15 protein-coding genes are annotated in these 22,421 nt (G+C 48.7%); 4 read left to right on the forward strand and 11 right to left on the reverse strand.

Annotated features, from left to right (window positions below; translation table 11 throughout):
- Positions 1-64: 64 nt before the first annotated feature.
- From KJS94_RS05430 to thrS, 7 genes are all read right to left on the reverse strand, one after another.
- Positions 65-1,471 carry a type III PLP-dependent enzyme domain-containing protein gene (locus KJS94_RS05430; protein ID WP_214446301.1) on the reverse strand — a complete coding sequence of 469 codons (1,407 nt, stop codon included), beginning with the start codon at positions 1,469-1,471 and terminating at the stop codon, positions 65-67.
- A gap of 199 nt (positions 1,472-1,670) precedes the next feature.
- Positions 1,671-2,015 (reverse strand): 50S ribosomal protein L20, encoded by a 345-nt coding sequence (rplT, locus tag KJS94_RS05435; RefSeq protein ID WP_214446302.1) that lies wholly within the window; start codon positions 2,013-2,015, stop codon positions 1,671-1,673.
- Between the two features lie 33 nt (positions 2,016-2,048).
- The gene (rpmI, locus tag KJS94_RS05440) at positions 2,049-2,246 is read right to left on the reverse strand and encodes a 50S ribosomal protein L35 (protein WP_214446303.1); all 198 of its coding nucleotides are present in this window, start codon (positions 2,244-2,246) and stop codon (positions 2,049-2,051) included.
- Positions 2,247-2,433: 187 nt separating this feature from the next.
- Complete coding sequence (locus KJS94_RS05445) at positions 2,434-7,704, reverse strand: S8 family serine peptidase (RefSeq protein WP_214446304.1); 5,271 nt, start codon at positions 7,702-7,704, stop codon at positions 2,434-2,436.
- Positions 7,705-7,759: 55 nt separating this feature from the next.
- Entirely contained in the window at positions 7,760-8,101 is a 342-nt protein-coding gene (locus KJS94_RS05450) for an MmcQ/YjbR family DNA-binding protein (protein ID WP_214446305.1), read from the reverse strand.
- A gap of 67 nt (positions 8,102-8,168) precedes the next feature.
- Positions 8,169-8,759 carry a translation initiation factor IF-3 gene (infC, locus tag KJS94_RS05455; protein ID WP_214446306.1) on the reverse strand — a complete coding sequence of 197 codons (591 nt, stop codon included), beginning with the start codon at positions 8,757-8,759 and terminating at the stop codon, positions 8,169-8,171.
- A 48-nt stretch (positions 8,760-8,807) separates the two neighbouring features.
- Complete coding sequence (gene thrS, locus KJS94_RS05460; protein WP_214446307.1) at positions 8,808-10,745, reverse strand: threonine--tRNA ligase; 1,938 nt, start codon at positions 10,743-10,745, stop codon at positions 8,808-8,810.
- Positions 10,746-10,888: 143 nt separating this feature from the next.
- On the opposite strand from thrS, the gene KJS94_RS05465 reads away from it, so the two are divergent.
- Both KJS94_RS05465 and KJS94_RS05470 read left to right on the forward strand, forming a co-directional pair.
- Positions 10,889-12,010 carry a hypothetical protein gene (locus KJS94_RS05465; RefSeq protein WP_214446308.1) on the forward strand — a complete coding sequence of 374 codons (1,122 nt, stop codon included), beginning with the start codon at positions 10,889-10,891 and terminating at the stop codon, positions 12,008-12,010.
- Positions 12,011-12,089: 79 nt separating this feature from the next.
- Positions 12,090-12,935, forward strand: a complete 846-nt coding sequence (locus KJS94_RS05470; protein ID WP_214446309.1) for a hypothetical protein — start codon at positions 12,090-12,092, stop codon at positions 12,933-12,935.
- A 339-nt stretch (positions 12,936-13,274) separates the two neighbouring features.
- Here KJS94_RS05470 and KJS94_RS05475 read toward each other — a convergent pair whose 3' ends face one another.
- The 3 genes from KJS94_RS05475 to KJS94_RS05485 all read right to left on the reverse strand — a co-directional run bounded on the left by KJS94_RS05475 (position 13,275) and on the right by KJS94_RS05485 (position 17,014).
- Positions 13,275-13,505 carry an Imm74 family immunity protein gene (locus tag KJS94_RS05475; protein ID WP_214446310.1) on the reverse strand — a complete coding sequence of 77 codons (231 nt, stop codon included), beginning with the start codon at positions 13,503-13,505 and terminating at the stop codon, positions 13,275-13,277.
- Positions 13,506-13,967: 462 nt separating this feature from the next.
- On the reverse strand, positions 13,968-16,355 hold the full coding sequence (locus tag KJS94_RS05480; RefSeq protein WP_239804302.1) for a TonB-dependent receptor: 2,388 nt from the start codon (positions 16,353-16,355) through the stop codon (positions 13,968-13,970).
- A gap of 92 nt (positions 16,356-16,447) precedes the next feature.
- Complete coding sequence (locus tag KJS94_RS05485) at positions 16,448-17,014, reverse strand: DUF3347 domain-containing protein (RefSeq protein ID WP_214446311.1); 567 nt, start codon at positions 17,012-17,014, stop codon at positions 16,448-16,450.
- Positions 17,015-17,078: 64 nt separating this feature from the next.
- Here KJS94_RS05485 and KJS94_RS05490 point away from each other — a divergent pair, with 64 nt between their 5' ends.
- Positions 17,079-19,034, forward strand: a complete 1,956-nt coding sequence (locus tag KJS94_RS05490) for an ABC-F family ATP-binding cassette domain-containing protein (protein ID WP_214446312.1) — start codon at positions 17,079-17,081, stop codon at positions 19,032-19,034.
- 67 nt (positions 19,035-19,101) lie between these two features.
- Complete coding sequence (locus KJS94_RS05495) at positions 19,102-21,351, forward strand: patatin-like phospholipase family protein (protein WP_214446313.1); 2,250 nt, start codon at positions 19,102-19,104, stop codon at positions 21,349-21,351.
- On the opposite strand, the gene KJS94_RS05500 is transcribed toward KJS94_RS05495, so the two are convergent.
- Entirely contained in the window at positions 21,348-22,403 is a 1,056-nt protein-coding gene (locus tag KJS94_RS05500; RefSeq protein ID WP_214446314.1) for a formimidoylglutamase, read from the reverse strand. The genes KJS94_RS05495 and KJS94_RS05500 overlap by 4 nt on opposite strands.
- Positions 22,404-22,421: the final 18 nt, after the last annotated feature.

Consider the following 22,421-nt stretch of genomic DNA (forward strand, 5'->3'; position numbering starts at 1 on the left):
AAGTATTGAGCCAAATGTTCGTTAATGGAATGGTAAATACAAAAGCCCCATCCGGGGCTTTTGATTACATGTATCCTAAGATCTTTAACATGCTTTGGGCAGTCTGTTCCTTTGCATATACCCAGTCTACCAGCTTACCGTTCTTGTCATGACCTACAATGATATGTTTGGGTGAAGGGATCAGGCAGTGCTTGATGCCACCATAACCGCTGATCTGGTCCTGGTAGGCCCCGGTGTGGAAGAACCCAACATAAAGTGGTTCATTGCCACCGGTTACCTTGGGTAGGAACACTTCATTGATATGTTCCTCTGAGTCGTAGTAGTCATGGCTGTCGCAGGTAATCCCGCCCAGTACCACACGCTGGTGTTCCTCATCCCATTTGTTAACCGGCAACATGAGGAATTTTTCCCCAATGCCCCAGGTATCGGGAAGGGTGGTAATGAAGGAGGAGTCGATCATGTACCATATCTCGCGTTCGTTCTGCACTTTTTGCTGCACCACAGAATAGATATGGGCCATACTCTCCCCTACTGTATAGCTTCCAAATTCGGTGTAGATATTCGGCATGGGCACTTTGGCCTTCTTACAGGCATTCTTGATATTACCAACGATCTCCGTGATCATGAACTGGTAATCGTATTCAAAGCCGAGGGAGTGCTTGATGGGAAAGCCACCGCCGATATTGATGGAATCCAGCTCAGGACAGATCTTCTTCAACTGGCAATACAGGTTGATCACCTTGTTGAGTTCTGACCAGTAATAAATATCATCCTTGATGCCCTTGTTCAGGAAGATATGCAGCATTTTCAGCTGGAACTTATTCTCGTAGCCTTCTATCTGGTCCACATAGAACTCGAGGATATCCTTGGCACGGATACCCAGCCTCGAAGTATAGAAGGGAAAGGAAGGCTCCTCTTCAGCGGCAACCCTGATCCCCAGTTTGAAAGGCACCTTAACGGATTTGCGGTAGTCTTCCAGTTCTTCCTTGTTATCCAGGACAGGGATCACATTCTTGAATCCTGTATTGATCAACCCAGCGATGCGCTTGGTATAGGTCTTTTGCTTGAAGCCATTACAAATAATGAAAGTATCCTTAGAGATCTTCTTCTTTTGGTAAAGCTTCTTGATGATCTCGATATCATAGGCATATGAGGTCTCCAGATGGATATCGTGCTTCAGTGCTTCTTCCACCACGAAGGAAAAATGCGAACTCTTGGTACAATAGCAGTAATAATAATTCCCTTCATACTTATGCTTCTTGATCGCATTGGCGAACATCTGTTTGGCCTTGTTGATCTGCATCCCGATCTTGGGCAGGTAGGTGAGCTTCATCGGGGTGCCATACTTCTGGATCAGCGCTTTCAGGTCCAGGCCATTGAATTCAAGATAGCCGTCGTTTACATCAAAACCTTCCTGGGGAAAATTGAATGTTTGGTTCACCAGGTCATAGTAAGAGTAGGTACTGTTCATCTAATTGTACACGTGGTTAGTTGGGTGATTCAATACAATTGACAAAAACACTTGAAAAATCATACAAACCTATGCAAAATGCTGGTTTATTGGACAAATCTTTTTTAGGAGAACTGCCATGGGTCCCTTTCCCAGGGGCAAAAAAAAAGCGACCTTCCGGGGGAAGGCCGCTAACATAATATAGCTGGTAAATCTACGCTTACTTAACCTGGGCAACCAGGGCCTTGAATGACTCAGGGTTGTTCATGGCGAGGTCAGCCAGTACCTTACGATCGAGGGTGATACCCTTCTGGTTCAGCTTATGGATGAACTCAGAGTAAGTGATACCTTCTTCGCGTACTGCTGCGTTGATACGGGCGATCCAAAGCGCGCGGTATTCACGCTTCTTCAGCTTACGACCAACATAGCTGTAGGTCATACCTTTTTCAACGATATTCTTGGCTACTGTGTAAACATTTTTACGCTTACCGTAGAAACCTTTGGCTTGTTTTAAGATCCTTTTTCTGCGTGCCCTAGAAGCAACGGCATTTACTGAACGTGGCATATGCTAAATAAGTTTAAGTTGTGAGGAAATGATTTACTTAAGACCCAACAAACGTTGTACGAAATCCATGTTGGCTTTGGCAACAAAGCCGTCTTTACGCATGCCGCGCTTACGCTTGGTTGATTTCTTGGTGAGGATGTGACGCTTGAATGATTTCTGGTGGGTGATCTTACCGGTAGCGGTCACCTTGAAGCGCTTCTTCGCGCTTGAATTGGTTTTTACCTTTGGCATTTCTGATAACTCTTGTAAGTTACGCCCTGCTGGCGCCCTGCACAGGCAGGAACTTTTGAGCCATTTGGGCAATTGCTCCCACGGGGTGGGACCCTTTTCGGGAGCGCAAAGGTAGGATTTTACCCGGAAAATCCAAGACCAATCCGCAATTTTTAAGGCCCACAGGGCAAAAATAGCCTGTTTAACCTTATTTATTGGCCTTTACCAACCGGATAACCGTAGGTTCCCCTCCGCCATCTATCCGAAGGAGGTATACCCCGGAAGCCAGGAGGCTGCCTCCCAGGTCAAGGGAAACCTGCACCCGACCTGCCGGTTGGTCTACCCTTCCCTGCCAGATCAACTTACCATTGGCATCAAATACCCTGAGGTCGACCCTTTTGCCTTCCGCATTCTTCAGGACCAATTCGAACCGGCCATCCGAAGATGGGTTGGGAAAGACAAGGGCTTCGACCTTATCAATAAAACTTATGGTCCTGGTGGGTGAATACGCCTGGCCGCCGTTCTTGTAAGATAGCTTTAACCGGTATTGGTAGACCTGGCCTCGCTTAACCTGGTCATCATTATATTGATAGGTACTGCCCGATCCTGCCTGGATGGAAGTTAGTTTATTGAATGCCGGTGCAGCCTGGTCATTGGCCAGGATAGCTTTCTCCAACTCATACCCCGCTATGGCCAGGGGATCTGCTACCGACCAATCCAACAGCACCGCATCGGGTTTCAGCTTTTGGGTGGCATTGAAGTCGAGGTCGTTTGCCTGGCCTGGGATCCCCAGGTAGAATTCCCCATGAATGCCTGTCTCCACTTCCGCGTAGTAGCCGTTGGCATAGGGGATAAGGTCAAACTGGGCTGCCTTGAATACCCGGTACTTATTCTCCAGGTTATCCTGCACATTGTGGTTGGTGGTTGGCACAGGACCATAATACTGTATCAGGTCCATATCATAAGCACTGATCTTTTCGGCACAACCCGCACATCGTTTTCCCGCCAGAAGGGCCTCTGCTTCTGCATCCGTAAAATACAACCTGAGCCTGCCATTGACCAGTCCCTCCCTTCCGGGAAGCACTGACCATGACCTGCCGATCACCTCCCAACCCATGAGTGTACCGGGCTCGGGCTTTACCTGTACAGAAGCCTTCATATTTTCAACACCATTCTTTGGCTTCACAGCCATTACCATTTCCTGGCCTTCCACAATATCATTCCATCGGCCCGCAACTGCAGTTACAGTTGACTGCCCAACTGAAGACTGGAGCTTGATCGGGGAAAGCAAGTCATAAATATGGACGTCATCTACCAATAAACCACCTGCCTGCTTGGGCAAAGTTGATGATGCCTGACTCCTGCCCCTGAGGAAAATCCTGAACATGACTGGGTTGGGAGAGGAAGGTACCGGTATTGTTGCGCCATGCCAGAAATCCTTGCCACATCCTTTCCAGGCAAAGCCATCCGGTTCCCCATACCAATTGGTGGAAGTGCCGTTAGGCATTAACCGCTTCCATGTCCTTCCGGTATCACTAGACCATTCCACATAAACGGAATCGCGGTCATCACAGAGTTGCCTGTTCAGGCTGAAACTCAGGTGAGGTGCTTTTAAACCAGAAAGGTCATACAAAGGGCTCACCAGGAATCCCGCACTAAGCAGGAACTCAACCCCACTGATATTGGTCAGCCATTTGGTTCCCCAAAAACTTGTACCATTGGCGGCCTTCACTTTACCCAGGGACTCCTGCAGGTTGCCTGAAAGGTCATACATCCTGGAAGAGCCCCAACCTCCTTTACCATTCTCAAAGCCTTCCACGTAGGGGTAATTGCGCACCAACCGTGCATAAGCCAGGGTAGCCACCAGGCTATCATCTGTGGCGTTGGCATCTTCAGGATGGTTTACCCAAACTATTAAGGGAGCCACAGCATTCGGCCAGTCCTCCACTTTAAACCTGAATTCCGTTACAACGGTGCCCCCTGCTTCCAGACCGGCTGGGGCTGCTTGCAATACTTGTCCATTGGGAAGCTTTACCCCCATGGTAAAAGGGCCAACAGCTGTTGCAGCCCGGTTCCTTGCAGCGAACCTTACGAAAATGGAATCCCCATCTGTAATATTCAGCTTATTATATTCCATGCCCACCAATCCCAGGTCCGCCCCCGCTTTGAACAAACTCAAACTGTCCAGCACCCTCAGGTTTTCCCTTCGGTTATTATTGGCAAAATCAAAGCGCAACTGAAAGCTGGAACTAAAGGATTGCCCTGCTGCTTGCAATGGCTTGCTGATATTAATGTACTCGCTTACCGCATACCCCAATAATGAATCGGTCAAGGGAAGGAATACCCATTTCGATGTGTCGCTTCCCCTCACCCAAAGATTGAGGGAATAGTTGCCAAAGTCCGGACTACCCAAACTCAACCGGATATTATCACTGACCTGGTAAGCGCTAAGATTATAGGTAGCGATCAATTGCTGTCCAGACCACTGGGTCTTACCAAGGAAACGCAATCCACGCCAATCATCAGATGGACTAGTTCGCAGGGATACAGCAGTAGTTCCTGAAACATAATCCCAGGCCGCAGCCCCATCCAGACCTACGAATCCAGGTATTGACCAACTTGTATCCTTCAATTGATTAAAGCGCTCAGTAAATGGTAGCGTTATCGGATCATTGGGATAATAATTCCAGTTCCGTTCCAGTCTGTTATTAGCTGTGCGGGGATCGTTCTTCTTAGCTATTTCTACAACAAGCAGGTGTTTGCCGAAGGCAGAAAGCGCCAATGGTATCCGGGTCTTCACCTGCACTATCTTGCCTGCATCAATAGAGGGAAGCAGGCTATCCCTGCCTACCAGATTGCCATCGAGCCAGGCAGTCACGATAACACTATCATTACTCGCAAGCGAACCATAGTTCCGGATTTGCAAGGCCAACAACCTTGTCCTGTTGGGCGATGAACTGGTTAGGTCCCTACCATGGGCCACACTGTCTAAACCCACCAGCCCAATATCCCCATTGAGCGTGCTGTCTGTGCAGGGCTTGTTCAGGGTCTTGATGCTTTTGGCAATGCTTCTTTCCCCATATACTCCTTTCAGGATGGGTTGTACAGTGATCCATTGGGTTATCCTTGGGTTCAGGCCGGACAGGTTTACGATCGTATCTGCCCCGGCAGCCATCTCCCTGTACTCCCTGCCATCAAAAACCAATACGGCTGCCGAATCCATTCCCGCAACTTTCTTCCAACGAACCTGCACTGCTTCTTCACAACTGCTTGACAGGGTGAAACTGATTTCGGGCAATATCGAAAAGGAAGGGGAAATGGATTCCTGGCCACTGCCAAGGTTCCTGATCCGGAGCCTTCCTTCCGTAACCAGCTGGTTGGGCACCAGCCATTCTATTCGGTTATTGGTTGCCGTTAGCAATGGGACATTTACCCAGGTGGCTCCATTATCAGGAGAGAATGCCAGTTCATAATTATCCCCGTTACGCCCGAAATCTTCCCAGGCCACCAGCCTTCTCTCCCCTGGTTTCCAACTTTCCCCTCCGGCTGGCTGGCGAAGACGGAGTCCCAGTTCGTCCCAGTTATGGACTACATGGTAACGCTGGTTACCAAAAGGCAGCTGGTACCCTTTCACCCTTACCTGGTAGCGTCCCGGCATGGCAATATCCAGGACCACCTGTTCTATATTATTGATATGGTCCTCGCCTTCCATGGCAGGCAATGAAACCCCGGCTGCACTAGTGTCCAGCACCTGGGGTAAATGCTTTACCCCGTCAGGTCCCACCACTTCAATATCCAGGTCGTTGACCAAACTCTTCAAACTATACAAAGAGGCGGGGAGGTCATGCCAGTACAACATGATCTTGAAATTCCGCACCTCCCTGTCCAGCAAGATCTCGAATACCTGTTCTTCCCCCTGCCCGATAGAGGCAGCCTTATAGCTGCGTTGTTTCAATACTTCCAATGCTTTTACACCATTGAGCCAGCCAAATCCAAAGGAGTAATCAACGCCCTTGTTGCCAATATCGGTGGCGGTATTGCAAAGAATGGCTTTCATCAAAGCGCTTTCCGGGTCCTGCCCCTGGTGCTCAAGACGATAATACTCATACAAAAGCCCAAGTGTACCTGCTACCTGTGGCGAAGCCATGCTGGTACCCCAATTGGCTCCATAGCTGTTTCCTGGGAGGGTGGACAATACATTATCCCCTACTGCCGCGATCTCCGGTTTGATCCTGCCATCCAAAACCGGTCCCCTGGAGTAAGCATTTGTGGTGCCTGCTTTATCAGTCCCGCCAACCGTGATCACATTCTTTGCTGCCTGGTAGGCATTGTCGATGGTCCTGTAGCCTTGTGGAAATGGGCTGCAGGTAAGCCATCCACTATTACCTGCGGCAAATACATGCATCAGGGAAGGATAGTCCATTAACTGCTGGTCTGCCTGTTTACAATATCCTGTATATTGTCCGGAATAGGGCAGGCAGGAAGAACCGGCACCATAGGAATTATTGGTGATCACCATCCTGTTCTTCCGGTAATAATCAGGTGCAGCAAAAATGATGTCGTTGAATAATTCAACCATAAAATCTGCACCAAAGGCATGGCCTTTCCTGGCGGGGTTCAGAATCCCGGCACCCAAAAAAGTACCGGCAACATGGGTAGCATGGGCAGCGCCATTATAGGTTTGTCCCTCTGCGTTATATCGGTTGTCGATATGGTAAACACTTCCATTATCACCAATGCCCAGCATTACCCCTTTACCGGATAAAGGACCAATTCCCCCCAAACCGTTGTGCAACTGGGAAGAACCATGGATATCGAGGCTATTGCTGTTGAAGGCCTTCATCTCCTGCGCAGCTTCCACGTAGGTTACTTCAGGGCATTCGCCAAGTTTGTCAAGGTCCATTCCGGGCACAGTGAGCTCTATTACCCCGGGTGCAATTGGCCTTGAACTCCTGATTCGTATATCCCTTGAGGTTAGTATACCTAAAAGGTCCTGGCTGGCCAATGAGGAAAGAAATGAAACAACCAATCGTTTATCGCCCTGGACTGGAGCCAGCTGAAGGTCCCTGCCAGACAAGGAAGGGTCCATCTTCAGTTTGGGGCTTACCCATAGATTTCCCCTGATGCCCAGACTCCTCAGGGTGGCCATATCCCATTCACCCGCTACTGTTGCGAGATAGGTCCTTTCCGGAATATATTCCAGCAGGCTGATGCCTTGTTTCAACAGGCTGGCACGTTCAGCATTGCCCGGAATACGATCGAACTGGAGAAAATAGAGTTGGAATTTCGCCTGTGACGTGCCCTGCGCCTGGACTTTTACAGGACGGATAGGTGAAAGGGAAAGGGATTCATATTGCGCACCCGACCTGAAATGGATACGCTGGTTGGCCGGCTGCTGCGCAATGATCCTACATGTTATTAATAAGCCGAAGACAATCAATAATTGCCTGGCAAAGGCTAAGGGTCCAGGATAGTGCATATCGAAATTTAGCGTACGGATGATAAGATACGAAATTGGGTTTAAGTTTTGGGACTTAAATTCCTTTGTCCCTCAACCTTTTGGGTAATTTACTCCGGATCATTTCAAAGGAATTTCCCAGCATCTCCCCTAATACCTTCCGGCCAAGAGCCGAAGGCTTTTCCAATTGCACCCAGCCTGCCCTTGCCAGGTAAGGTGCGGGCCGGAACATTCCTGATTCACATAACTGGTCAAAATCCTCCCAGGGTACTTTGAAGGAAGGATGTTCCGGATCATCAAGGTCCACGATGCAGAACATCTTGCCCCCTACCAGGAAGGTCAGGTTGTTTTCCCACTTGATCTCTTCCGTTGCTCCAGGAAAGGAAAGGCAGATCTCCCTTAATTGATCAATATCCATTCATTCAATTTTTTCCCATAAAAAAACCCGTCTTCCGACGGGTTTATTGTTATGTGTGGAAAAGTGGTTATTCGCCACCTTCTTTTTTCTTCTTTTGGCTCTTCGGCGCCCAGATTGCCAGCATTCGCTTGCCTTCCATCTTGGGCATTCCTTCCAAGACGCCAAACTCTGCCAAACGTTCAGCGAACTTCAACAGCAACAGTTCTCCCCTATCCTTGAACTGGATTGCACGACCCCTGAATTGTACATAGGCCTTAACCTTGTTGCCTTCCTTCAGGAAAGCCTCTGCGTGCTTGGCCTTGAAGTTAAAGTCATGGTCATCCGTATTGGGCGTGAAGCGTATCTCTTTCACTTCGGAGGCTTTGGCCTTGGCCTTCATCTCCTTATCCTTCTTCTTCTTCTCGTATAAGAACTTATTGTAATCAATGATCTTACAAACCGGGGGGTCTGCATTAGGAGAGATCTCTACCAGGTCAAGCCCCTGGTCCTGTGCCATGCGCTGGGCTTCCTGGATCGAATAGATCCCCACTTCTACATTATCACCTACCAAACGAACCTGGGGTACCCTGATCATCTGGTTGGTCCTGTGTTCCTGTTGTTGTTCTTTCTTGAACCTTGGATTGAAAGCCCCTCTGGGCGGTCTGGGTGGAAATGCCATTTAGAAATTTTAGTTATACAAATTTACAACCCGAAAATATTAAATTTTTTATTCACCGCTGCTACGATCTGCGATCTCTTTCGTGATCTGGGCAACAAAATCGGTCACGGCCACTACCCCGGCATCGCCCTTACCCTGGCGACGAACGGCTACCTTGCCCTCATTCATTTCCTTTTCACCCACCACCAGCATGTAGGGAACGCGTTGCAATTCAGTATCACGGATCTTCTTGCCGATCTTCTCATTGCGATCGTCCACTTCTACCCTAACCCCGGCAGCCTTCAACTGCTTTTTCACCTCGTTGGCGTAGTCCATGAACTTATCACTGATGGGCAATACTTTTACCTGCTTGGGAGCCAGCCAGGTCGGGAATTTGCCCGCATAATGCTCCAGCAGGAAACCGATGAAACGCTCATGGGTACCCAATGGGGCGCGGTGGATGATCAGCGGGGTTTCCGCCTTGTTCTCCTGGTTGGTGAATTCCAACTTGAAACGCCTACCCTGAGCAAAATCCACCTGGTTGGTCGCAAGGGTAAACTCACGGCCAATGGCGCTCCATATCTGCACATCGATCTTGGGACCATAGAAAGCCCCTTCATCCGGAACTTCCACAAATGGGATACCTGATTCGATCAGCACACTGCGCACCATGGCTTCGGTTTCCAGCCACAGCTCCGGTTCATTGATATACTTCTGGCCCAACTTGGCAGGATCGTGCAGGCTGAGACGCATTACATATTTATCGATACCGAAGATCTTGAAATACTTCAGGTACATATCGTTCACCGCCCTGAACTCGTCTGCAAACTGTTCGCGGGTACAATAGATATGCGCATCGTTCATGTGGAGGCAGCGAACCCTCATCAGGCCAAACAATTCACCACTCTGCTCGTAACGGTAACAGGTACCGTATTCGGCAAGGCGGAATGGCAGGTCCTTGTAGCTCTTGGGTTCGGCCGCAAAGATCTTATGGTGGTGCGGACAGTTCATGGCCTTCAGGTAGTACTTCACCCCTTCCAGTTCCATGGGGGGATACATGCTATCCTGGTAATAAGGCAGGTGCCCACTGGTGAGGTACATGCTTTCCTTGGCAATATGAGGGGTTACCACGCGGTGGTAGCCGGCTTCCTCCTCGGTATCCTTGGCCAGTTTTTCCAGCTCTTCGATTACGATACCACCATTGGGCAGCCATAAGGGAAGGCCCGGACCTACGTCATCATCAAAAGTGAAAATCCCTAATTCCTTACCCAGTTTGCGGTGGTCGCGCTTCCTGGCCTCTTCCAGCATCTGGAGGTATTCATCCAGTTCCTTCTGGCTAGGGAAGGTAACCCCATACACCCTGGTGAGCATTTTATTCTTTTCATCCCCTTTCCAATAGGCACCGGCAATATTTGTCAGTTTGATGGCCTTGATAAATCCGGTATGGGGAATATGCGGTCCGCGACAGAGGTCTGTAAACCCGCCTTGCGTATAAAATGTAATAGCACCGTCCTCCAGGTTCTTCAGGAGGTCGAGTTTGTATTCATCGCCTTTCTCAAAGAAGTAGGAAACGGCCTCCACCTTGGGAACCTCCTTCCTGATAAAAGGATTGTTCTGCCTGGCCAGTTCTGCCATTTTCACCTCCAGCTGGCGAAGGTCTTCTTCCGTAATATGCTTATCGCCCAGGTCTATATCATAATAGAAACCATTGTCAACGGGAGGTCCCACCCAGAATTTTACACCGGGAAACATGGACTCAATGGCTTCTGCCATGAGGTGGGCGGAGGAATGCCAGAAGGTTGATTTACCATCCTTATCATCCCATGCCAATAATTTGAGTTGCGCGTCCTGGTAAATAGGTCTGGACAGATCCCAAACTTCCCCATTAACGGAGGCAGCCAAAATCCTCCTGGCCAGGCCCTCACTGATGGATTTAGCGATCTCCATCGCAGTAATGCCCGGTGCAAATTCCCTTACTGCGCCATCCGGAAAACTGATCTTGATCATCTTAATAGCTTGCTTTTATTCTAACCCGGTACAATGATTCTTCCCCGGGGGATGGCAAATTTAACGAACTATTGCCACAATTGGGTTGAGCGGGAGGAAATTGAGCAGGAGTTTTCTTTATTTTGACCCGGTAAATAGAATGCATGAGGTTTAGTCTGGTTATCTGTCTTTTGTTACCTGCCCTTATGGGGGCTGCCCAGGATCTTACGGGGATCTGGAGGGGGCATTTCCGTTCCCATAACCGGATGTTGCAAATGATGAATGTGGAGGACCGCTACAAATTTGAAGTGCAGGTTGACCAGCGTGGCAAGGAATTCAAAGGGGTGACCTATTCCTATAAAACAACGGAATTCTATGGCAAGGCCACTGCGAAAGGTACCGTAAATCCGAAAACCCAAAAGGTGTTGCTCGATGAGATCAAGATCGTGGAGGTAAGGATGAGCAGGGGAAGTGATGCCTGTATCATGACCTGTTTCCTGCAATACAGCAGGAATGGCAATGAGGAATTCCTGGAGGGGACCTATGTCAGCATGAACACTGCCGACTCAACAGATTGTGGCAGGGGCACGGTATTCCTGAGAAAGGTGGACCAGTCTGATTTCTACAAAGAGCCCTTCCTGGTGGCGAGGGAAAAGGAAAAGAAGAAAGCTCCTGTAGCAGCAGCCAAACCAAAAGCTCCGGTAACTACCAATCCTGTCCCTAAACCGGCTGACCCCAAACCAGCTACTGCCAAATCAGGTACCACCAAAAACACCAACCCGCCAACAGCTTCTGTTAATAAACCTAAACAACCGACCATTAGTGAACCCGCTCCGCCGCCATCGCCCAAGCCTGCCCCACAGGCCAAGTTGAACGATGCGGTAAAGTCGGAGATCAAAAAACCGGCCATCTCTGTCCCGCCACCTCCGGATATCCGTAACCGCCAGAATGAAGTAGTAAAGACCTTCTCTGTCAGCAGCAGGGAGATCACGGTAAGCCTTTATGACAATGGCACCATCGACAAGGATACCGTTTCTGTTTACCTGAATAATAAACTGGTCGTCTCAAAAAGGATGTTATCCCTTTCCCCCATTACCGTGCAATTAACCCTGGACGAAGAAAACGATTACCAGGAACTGGTAATGGTGGCTGAAAACCTTGGCGAGATCCCGCCCAATACCTCTTTGATGGTAGTGAAGGCCGGTGACAAGCAATACGAAGCCAGGATCACTTCCACTGAACAAAAGAATGCCGTGGTGGTGTTCAAATATGAAAAGCCCAGGTAATTGGGGCAGCTCCAACCATTCAACCTAATTTTTATCGGGTAATGGTCCGCATGATTTATCTTGAAGGATATTTCATTTCATGCGGACCATTCTCTTTTTAGTAGCAATCCTGACCGGCTCCATGGGCTTAGCGCAAGACCTATCCGGTATTTGGCGGGGCACCCTTACCCAGGAAGCCGGAGGCTGCTTTCCCGTGTATAACCTGGAGTTCCAGGTTGCCTTCACCAACAATTCAATGGAAGGAAGATCCTTTGATTTCTATGACCGGAATCGCTTTGTCAAGCACCATTTCAACGGCCGTTTCAATGCACAGACCGGAAGGCTGGTGATCATCGAAGACCGGGTAATGGAAGTGAATATCCCGGTTGATTGTGTGCCCTGCACCAAGACTTACGACCTTGTATATTCGAAACAAAACGGGCGGGAACAACTGACCGGAACCTGGAAGGGATACGAATCCGAAAGCCACAAGGCCTGTCCCCCGGGAAAGATAACCCTTTACCGGGAAGCCAATTCCGCCTTCCCCGTGGATATTGACCAACCAGAGGCGCTGGCCAAATTGCAACAGAACCTGAAGATCGAATCGAGGGAGAAGGAAGTGGTGACCACCATCCAACTGGACACCTCCAATATCAGGATCGACCTGTATGATAATGCGGAAATTGATAATGATACCGTGACCATCTTCCTGAACAATAAATTACTGTTGTATAAGCAACGGCTTACCGACAAGCCTTTGACGCTTACCCTGAAAGCCTTCCCGGACATGGATTATGAGCTAATGATGTATGCCGATAACCTGGGTTCCATCCCACCCAATACCGCATTGATGGTAGTCACGGCTGGCAGGAGAAGGCATGAACTGCGATTATCGGCCTCAGATAAAAAGAATGCGGTGGTCAGGTTCAGGTATTATCCCAAATAGATAACCCCTGATCTTTAATATCAACAATTCTACCCCATCGGGGCCTCCCGAAGGGGCTATGGTCTACCCACATCTATTTTAACCCCAGCGGGGTCTCCCGCAGGGGACCCCGATGTATAAAAGGCGAAATAGGTATGCATCCAACAGCTAAGCTCCTCTTCCAACTACCCGTTGGTCATAAGACACAACGGGGGCGACGGGGGTGTTAAATCTTTTCACTTCGTAGTGGTATTCTTCAAAAGTTCCCGATGAATTTTCTCCCTACTATTCATCAGGGTCCCCTGCGGGAGACCCTGATGAGGTGAAGAAAAAAAATCATTTTCAATCCATTCATAAACTTTATAATTCGAAAATAATCGGGAAATCGGGGTTGTTAGACTCCATCACCTTTTTAATTAACTCCTGCTTCTCCTCTTCAGATATTGTATTCTTTTCATAAGGCGGTTCCCATTGGTAAATTGAATCGACATACGCGTAAAATGCAGGGGCTAGAGTCAACTCCCCTGATATTTTTACTGTCCGATAATCATATTCCACTAAAATATAGGAACGAGTTCCTGTAATTTTCATGCACTATTCTTTCTGTTCAGTTGTTTCTGCAAGCATCTTTGTGTCAGCAGTTATTATCACTGTCACCCTTTCTACCTCATCGGGATATCTCGAAGAGGAACTCGATGCTCAATCAACAATATAGAGATTTCTTCGAGAAGTATCGCAATGGGAGAAAATTTTTAACCTCAGCGGGGTCTCCCGCAGGGGACCCCGATGTATACAAGGCGAAATAGGTATGCATCCAACAGCTAAGCTCATCTTCCAACTAACCGTTGGTCATAAGACACAATGGAGGTGACGGGAGTGTCAAATCTTTTCACTTCATAGTGGTATTCTTCAAAAGTTCTTGATGAATTTTCTTCCTACTATTCATCAGGGTCCCCTGCGGGAGACCCTGCTGAGGTATAAAAATCAATTATCCATTTCAAAGCTGGCGCTGGCTCAAGCGGGCATAGAATGAACCGCTTAATAATTGAAAGATCAGAATTTAAAATTCCAGGTAACAGAAGGAATGATCGGGAACAAGGATACCTGTTTGGCCGAAACCTTCAGGCTGCCGTCATAAGGACTTCCTTCCTGGTCATAGTAAATGAAATAAGGATTCAAGCGGCTGTACACATTGTAGATGCTGAACACCCAGCTGCTCTTCATGCGGCGCTCTTTCCTGGGAATGGGTGTATAGGTCGCGGAAAGGTCCATTCGGTGGTATGCTGGTAAACGGTACTGGTTGATTCGGCTATACTCCTGCGTTAGTACGCCCCCGATGATATAAAAGCGTTCCGGTAATGTAGTAGCATTCCCAGTACCATAAACAAATACACCGCCAAGCTTCCATTTCCGGTTCAATTCATAGGTGGCCACTACGGAAAGGTCATGTCTCCTGTCGTAACGTGCAGGATACTTCTCCCCTGCATTAAGGCCGGGAAACTTGCGCCAGGTCCAGCTCAGGGTATAACCGATCCAGCCGGTCAGCCTACCCCTGTTGCGCCTCACGAAGAACTCCGATCCATAACTCCAGCCGTCCCCAAATACAAATTCTTCTTCTGGGTCCTTTAAAGAGGGAGTGTATCCTTCCCTGTATTCGATCTGGTTTTCCATGGTCTTGTAATACAACTCTACAGAGGTCTCCCACTCGTTGTCCTTGAAATTCCGGAAATATCCCAAAGCGTACTGCCAGCTCAATTGAGGGCGCACCCTCAGGGTACTGGGCACCCATAGGTCGGTTGGCAGGGTGGAACCGGCATTGCTCACCAGGTGGATATACTGTAAATTCCTGGTTACGGAAGCCTTGATGGAACTCGCGTCATTCAAGGAGTAGCGTACTGTCAGCCTGGGCTCCAATCCTCCATAGGTCTTCACCTGCTCTGTGCCTCCATAGCTGGTGCTATCCAGCTTATTCCCATCGGCATCTGTTACAAAACTGGTATAGGGGCCAATTTGCGTGAAAGTGCTAAAACGCAGGCCGGCATTCACTTGCAGCTTATCGCTGACCTCCCAGTCATCCTGCACATAGATGCCCGATTCTGTTGCGAATTTCCTCTGGGCATTGTTGGGTTCGAAGGAAATGGTATCCGACCTTCCGGAAACCAGGTTGGGCTTGAAGGTATGATGCGTGACCATTGCCCCCCACTTCAGCTTATGCTGTGGTGAGGGATAATAATCCATATCGAACTTTGCCGTAAGGTCCCTGATGCCGGAGCTGACATTGAAGCTGAGGTTATTCTGGGTGCCATTGAAGGCAAAATTGTAATTGTTGAAAACAAGGGTTGTATTGGAAAAGAGCTTACGATGGAAGACATGGTTCCACCTTACGGTAGCGGTGGCATTTCCCCAGGGTATATTGGCCCCAAAGGAGCGCTGGTTGTTCCGGAAATCAAACACATCCCTCCCGAAATAACCACTCAAGTAAAGCCTGTCCTTATCCGAAAACCGGTAATTCACTTTGGTGTTCAGGTCATAGAAATAGTAGCCTGACCCATAGAAGGCACTGGTTGAAGGCACGAATGGCTTCACCAGGGCATCTATATAAGTGCGCCTGGCAGAAACGATAAATGAAGCTTTCTCCTTTTTGATGGGCCCCTGGATAGAGAAGCGGGAAGAGATGAGTCCGATCCCTCCTTCCATTTCCATTTTGTTCATGTTCCCATCCTTCATGGCAATATCGATCACGCTAGACAAGCGGCCGCCATATTGCGCAGGCATTCCCCCTTTGATAAGTGAAGTATTCTTGATGGCATCTGAATTGAAGACCGAAAAGAAGCCGAATAGGTGCCCGGTGTTGTACACCACCGCATCATCCAGCATGATCAGGTTCTGGTCAGGCCCACCTCCCCTGACATAGAATCCGGCATTACCCTCCCCCGCATTGCGCACCCCAGGTAAAAGTTGGAGGGTCTTCAGCACATCCACTTCCCCAAACAAGACCGGCAGGGATTTAACCTGGTTCATGGACAGGTCTATCTTTCCCATCTGGGCGTTCTTCACATTACCATCCCGCCTTTTAGCATAGACGACCACTTCGGCATTGGTGGTTATACGTGGGCTCAGGAAAAGGTTAAGGGACTGGTCACGGTTAAGCAGTACCGTTTGTTTCCTTGATTCATAGCCGGTATAGGAACAGGTAACCTCATAGGAACCTTCGCTCAGGGTGATGGAGAAATACCCATAGGCATTGGTGGTAACCCCCTTCCCCCTGCCATTAATGGCCACAGAAGCCCCTATCAGGGTTTCCCCGGAGAGGGAATCCTTCACATAGCCACTAAGGGTGAACTTACCCTGTGCGGCAGCAATATAGGTCAGGGCACCAAGCTGCAATAAGGTAAGGCAGAGCATTCTAAACCAGCTACGCGGGATCATCATCTTTAGCATAGGTAAGGAGGCATTGATCATCATGACAGGACTATCAACAAAGAGGCAACGGCATGGTTCAGCCGTTGCCCATAATCAAATGTATTCGACTTTTAGAAGGCCAGGGAATCCCTCACCTCACCACAATGCAGCATTTTATCGCCGAAATAGGGATTCAGGATCTCATCACTCTTGCTCAGCCAGGCAGCACCGGTATTATCGAATGCCATGGGGCAATACTGCTGGTAAACTTTCTGGCCATCATAGCGAACGGTCCTTACCAGGTCATACATGGCATCAGAGATCAGTTGGAACTCCTTGCGTTTCGCTTCAATGTCCTTAGCGGCAGCCAGGGAGGCTGCATTTCCTTTGATGGTACCCAGGAAACTGGCAGCAGTGGTCTTTACTTCTGCCTCCAGTTCATCCAGCTTTACCGTATCAATGGACCTTTCAATGAATACAACGGCAGCATTGGCCCTTGCCGTATCACTGGCCACCAGCGCGTCTTTCAGGCCATAATAGGCATTCAGCAGGTCAGCAAATCCGGCATTGAAGGCCTCGGAATGCGCAGATTTGGCTTTCTCGGCAGGCGCTTCGGCTTTGTTTTCAGCCGGAGCATCGGAACTATTACAGGCAACGAAGAAGGCCAGGGCCACCATTGCCGAAAGGATCTTTTTCATAGCGGGAATTTTTTCCAAAAGTACAGGATTAAGGCGTCCCCGATTTCAACTACCTTTGCGCCGCATGTTAGTAGGATTCAACAATATCACATTCGAGTTTGGTGCACGCGTCATTGTGGAAGACGCCACCTGGCATATTCAACCCAATGAAAGGATCGGCCTTATTGGCTATAACGGAACGGGAAAATCCACCCTGCTTAAGGTGATGGTGGGCGACTACCTGCCCTCCAAGGGAACGGTAGAGCGGAGTAAGGGCACCACCATTGGCTACCTGCACCAGGACCTGCTGAGCTTTGATACCAATAATTCCATCCTGGAAGTGGCGCTGAGTGCATTTGAAAGGGTGCAGCAGCTGGAAAAGGAAATTGAGGAACTGGGAAAGGAACTGGAAAGGACCGGTGACGAAAAGACCCTTATCGCCTATACCGATAAACTGCATGAACTGGAAACCCTTGACGGTTACAATATCCACCACCGGACAGAAGAGGTGCTGCATGGACTGGGCTTTACCCAGGAAGACCTTCAACGCCCCTACCGGGAATTCAGTGGTGGCTGGCGCATGAGGGTATTGCTGGCCAAGATGATCCTTGCAGCACCCGACCTATTGTTGCTGGATGAACCGACCAACCACCTCGACCTTCCATCCATTGAATGGCTGGAAAAATACCTGCAGCATTATAAGGGTGCAGTGGTGATCGTGAGCCACGATAAATTTTTCCTGAACCGAATGGTCACCAAGATCGTGGAGTTGTACCAGCGCCAGTTGCACATCTATAATGGCAACTACGATTTCTATGAAACGGAAAAGGCCCTGAGGATCGAGATGCAGCAAAGGGCCTTTGAGAACCAGCAGGAATATATCCGCCAGCAGGAACGATTCATTGAACGTTTCAAGGCCAAGGCATCGAAGGCAGCCCAGGCGCAAAGTGCCTTAAAGCGGCTGGAAAAGATCGATCGCATTGAAGATGTTGAACTGGAAAGGCCTAATATCAAGATCAATTTCCGGGTGGACAAAACGCCGGGTAAGGTGCTCGTTGAATTAAAGGATATCACCAAGTCATTTGGGAAAAACCTGATTGTTAGCCATACGAATGGAGAGATCGACCGTGGTGACAAGATCGCCCTGATCGGTGCCAATGGGAAGGGTAAATCCACCCTGCTCAGGATCATTGCCGGAACGGAGCAATTTGACGGTGAAAGGAAATGGGGGCATAACGTGGAAGAAAGCTTTTATGCACAGCACCAACTGGAAGCCCTAGACCTGAACAATACCCTGCTGGAAGAGATGAAGTCCTGCGGCAGCCAGAAAACGGAACAGGAACTTAGAACACTATTGGGCTGCTTCCTGTTCAGCGGTGATGATACGGACAAAAAGATCAAGGTGTTGAGCGGAGGTGAAAAAGCAAGGGTTGCATTGGCCAAGACCATTGTGAGCAAGGCCAATTTCCTGCTGCTGGATGAACCGACCAACCACCTGGATATCCATTCAGTGGAACTGTTGATCGAAGCACTCAATAAATACGAAGGCACCTTCATCCTGGTCAGCCACGACCGTTATTTCATCTCTAATACAGCCAACAAGATCTGGGAGATCGTAGACCACCAGATCAAGGAGTTCAAGGGAACCTACCAGGAATGGATGGACTGGAAAGAAAGGATGGCGAAGCAGGCAGCAGAAGCAGAGAAGAAAGCTGCCGCACCGGTACAGGTAAAGCAAGAAGTAGTGATCGCTCCTGCACCGGAGAAAGCTGTTCCCAACCAACCCATCAACAAGGAGTTGCGCAAAGAATTGCAGCGACTGCAAAAACAGTTCAATAACCTGGAGGACAGGATCGCAAAAGTTAAGGAAAAGAAGACAGAACTGGAACTGGCTCTGGCCGCACCTGATACCTATTCGGACAGTAAGAAGTTCTCCGAAACCGAGTCAGCTTACAAGCAAGCCACCGAAGAACTGAATAAACTCAATGCTGAATATGAAACCATTTTCGAAAAGATCATGGAAATGGAATCCGGCCTGTAATCATTCGACATAGTTAGCTACACATTTGAAAAAAGATTTATCTTTCCCGATAAATCTTTTTTTGTTGATGTATCGCCTATTGCTCCTGATAATCCTGGTCCTTCCCCCTACCCTTATCCAGGCCCAAAAAAGCCAGCGCCCTAAGATTGGTCTGACGCTCAGTGGTGGAGGTGCCAAAGGGCTTGCTCATATAGGCATCCTGAAAGCCATTGATTCTGCCGGACTCCAAATAGATTATGTAACGGGAACCTCCATGGGGGCCATCGTTGGCAGTTTGTATGCTATTGGTTATTCCGGTGACAGCATTTTACAGATTGCCAGGAATATGGACTGGTTTACATTGTTAAGCAACCGTTCTTCCCTGAATGATTTTATCATGGAGGAAAAACCGGAGTATGGAAGGTACGCCGTTGAATTACCGTTGCAAAGGGGAAGGTTCAGCCTGCCATCCGGACTGCTGGAGTCGGAGGAACTTTGGCTGAAGTTTGAGGAATTGTTCTTTCCTGCCCACGGCATCCATGATTTCAATAAATTCTACCGGCCATTCAAGTGTATTGCCACAGACCTTGCCACAGGCGAAGCAGTGGTATTGGACAAAGGAGATATTATATCGGCTGTTCGATCCAGCATGGCCATACCATCGGTATTTACTGCAGTTACTATCGATGGCCAGAAACTTGTGGATGGTGGCCTGATCAGGAATTTCCCGGTCAGTGATGTCAGGAAAATGGGTTCAGACATTACCATAGGTAGCAGCGTTAGTTCCGGATTGCTGTCAGCCGATAAGCTCAACTCGCCGATCCAGATCCTCATGCAGATCGCCTTCTATAAGGAAGCGGAACTGAGTAAGAAGGAAGTGGACCTATGTGATATCTATATCCCCCACCCGGTTGATGAATACTCTTCCGCCAGTTTCAACATGAGCGACTCCATCATAAAAATCGGGCTGGAGATGGGAAAACAATACTATCCCCATTTCAAGCGGATGGCAGATTCATTGAACGCTATTTATGGGAAACAGGAAAAGGAAGCCTATACCTTCCCGCCATCCACCGTTAAGATCCGCCATATCATTAGCGATAGTTTGCGCTATGTCAGCAAGGCATTCCTGAACAGGATGCTGGGACTCAAGGAGGGCGGCACTTATAATGTACAGCAGTTGGAAGAAGCTATCCGCCAGGCCTATGGTACCCGGTATTTCAGTCGCTTGTATTATGAACTCGTTCCTGTAGCGCCCGGTGTAGCAGATATGAAATTGAATGTGGAGGAAAACGCCGAGATAACGGCCAAGCTGGCGATCAATTACACAACATTCAGCAATATCATGCTGATTGGCAACCTCAGCTTCAGGGATGCATTGGGAAAGAACAGCAGGAGCAGTGTGTCCGTTGGCTTGTCAGAAAACCCAAGGGTTCGATTGGAACATACCCAGGTCTTTGGCAGTAAAAAATTCCCCTTATCATGGGTAAGTGAATACTACCTGGAGCGCCAGGAATTCACCAATTTTGCCAACTACCGTTCGGTTGGCGTTTACCGTGAGTATAGCAGCTATTTTGATACCAGGCTTCAATTGGCCTTTAAACGCAAGCAAAGCTTAGCCCTGGGTATGCACTGGGAAAGGGTTTCACTCAGGCCCCTCACTGTTTCCCAGATCGATATTGATGGAAAGAATACCTATCTCGAAAACTACGTGCGCTATGAATACAATTCACACGACAGGTTGTTCTTGCCCAGGAAAGGCACCTACCTGTTGCTGGAGCCCTCCATCATTTACAGCCAAAACCCGGATGCAATGGTCAAATCGAATGCGGTACCTGTTGCAGACCTTGATTCACTGGGGATTGATTTCGGGGCATTTGCAAGGGTAAAGTTCATGATCGAAAAGGTCTTTCCCATCAGGAGAAAGCATTTCATTACCCTTCAGTCGGAAGCCAATATGAACTTCAATACCTCCCAGTTTTTATTCCATGATTTCCTGATCGGTGGTATGCAGCCCATGATGCGCAACCAGGTGAGTTTTGGTGGCTTGCAGGATGCCATGCTGAGGGCCAACAGCCTGGTAAAAGGGGGCATCAACTGGCGATACCAGTTCAGCAGCAGCTTGTATGCCGCTGCTGGGTTCAACCTGATGTACCATTCCTTCCTCAGGGAAACCTTCAATTCAGAAACCAATGCATGGGTAACCGGTACAACCTTTACCCTGGGTGTTGATTCACCCATTGGCCCGCTGGAATTCAGCTTCATGTACAGCAATAACAGTAAGCTGCTGAAAAACTATGTAAACCTCGGTTACCGCTTCACCAGGAAAATGTTCTAACGGAGATCAATACGCGATTTAACAAAATCGCTGACCAGGAAAGAGATCAACTTACCCATTTCCTCGTTCTTGCGACCATCACTCAGTTGGGTTGCCCCCTCGCAAATATGCAGGTAAGCGATATGCTTGTCAGCAGCGGCAAAATTGATGTACTGCCTTGCCTGGGTAGCTGTGATCCCAACCGGACTTACCGCACTGCTAAGGGTATTGGCTATCACATCAATGTCCAGCTCAATACCTCGGAAATTATCTTCTATGAAATTGCAGGCATGTGCCACAGCCTGGATGAAATTGCGCTTTTCGTGAAGGAAAATATCCTCGAAGGTGATCATATCGAGGAAGGGATTATTGACAAAGTCGAGCCATACATTCTGCTGCAGGTAATTCTCCTGCACCCCCACCACACAGTATTTCTGGAGGTAACCATCCTCTTCGGCATACCGGAAACCATTCCCACTGTGCCGGCCTTCTGTAGGCCTGAAATCGGTATGGGCATCCAGGTTCACCACATTGATCTGGGCCAATGGTATCCTGCCTGCCTTAAGGAGACCCTTGGCTGAACCTTTGATCAGGGGGTAGGCATTATTGTGTCCCCCACCTATGGCGATCGGGATCTTGCCTGCTGCTGAGATATGCTTTGCCAGGTTTTCCACTTCCTCATCGATCTGTACCACCGCATGACGATAGGCATCGATCTTTTCTTCCTCACCATGGGCATGGTTCTCGATCAGGTACTGCAAGTCACCGAAATCAAAATGTCCCAAAAGCAGGATCTCTTCGCCACTCAGGAAATCATTGCTCTGGATATTCAGGAATGCGGAAAGGAAAGGGATCCAGGCTGAATCAGCGCCGCCTTTGCCATAGTTGGCCTTCACACCAATATCTTCAGGGATGCCGAACAATACGTATTGACAGGGGCTCTTGTGAAGTTTCTCTTCAAACTGTTCCTTGTCGGTCAGGACATGTATCCTTTCGCCCAACTTGGTTTCAAAACGGCGGATCCTTGTAAGGTACAGGATATCTTGCTTGTTGTAGAACTTAAAATGCTGCATGGCAAAGCAATTGTTTAT

The sequence above is a fragment of the Flavihumibacter rivuli genome, from assembly GCF_018595685.2.
In the GTDB taxonomy this organism is placed as follows: Bacteria; Bacteroidota; Bacteroidia; order Chitinophagales; family Chitinophagaceae; genus Flavihumibacter; species Flavihumibacter rivuli.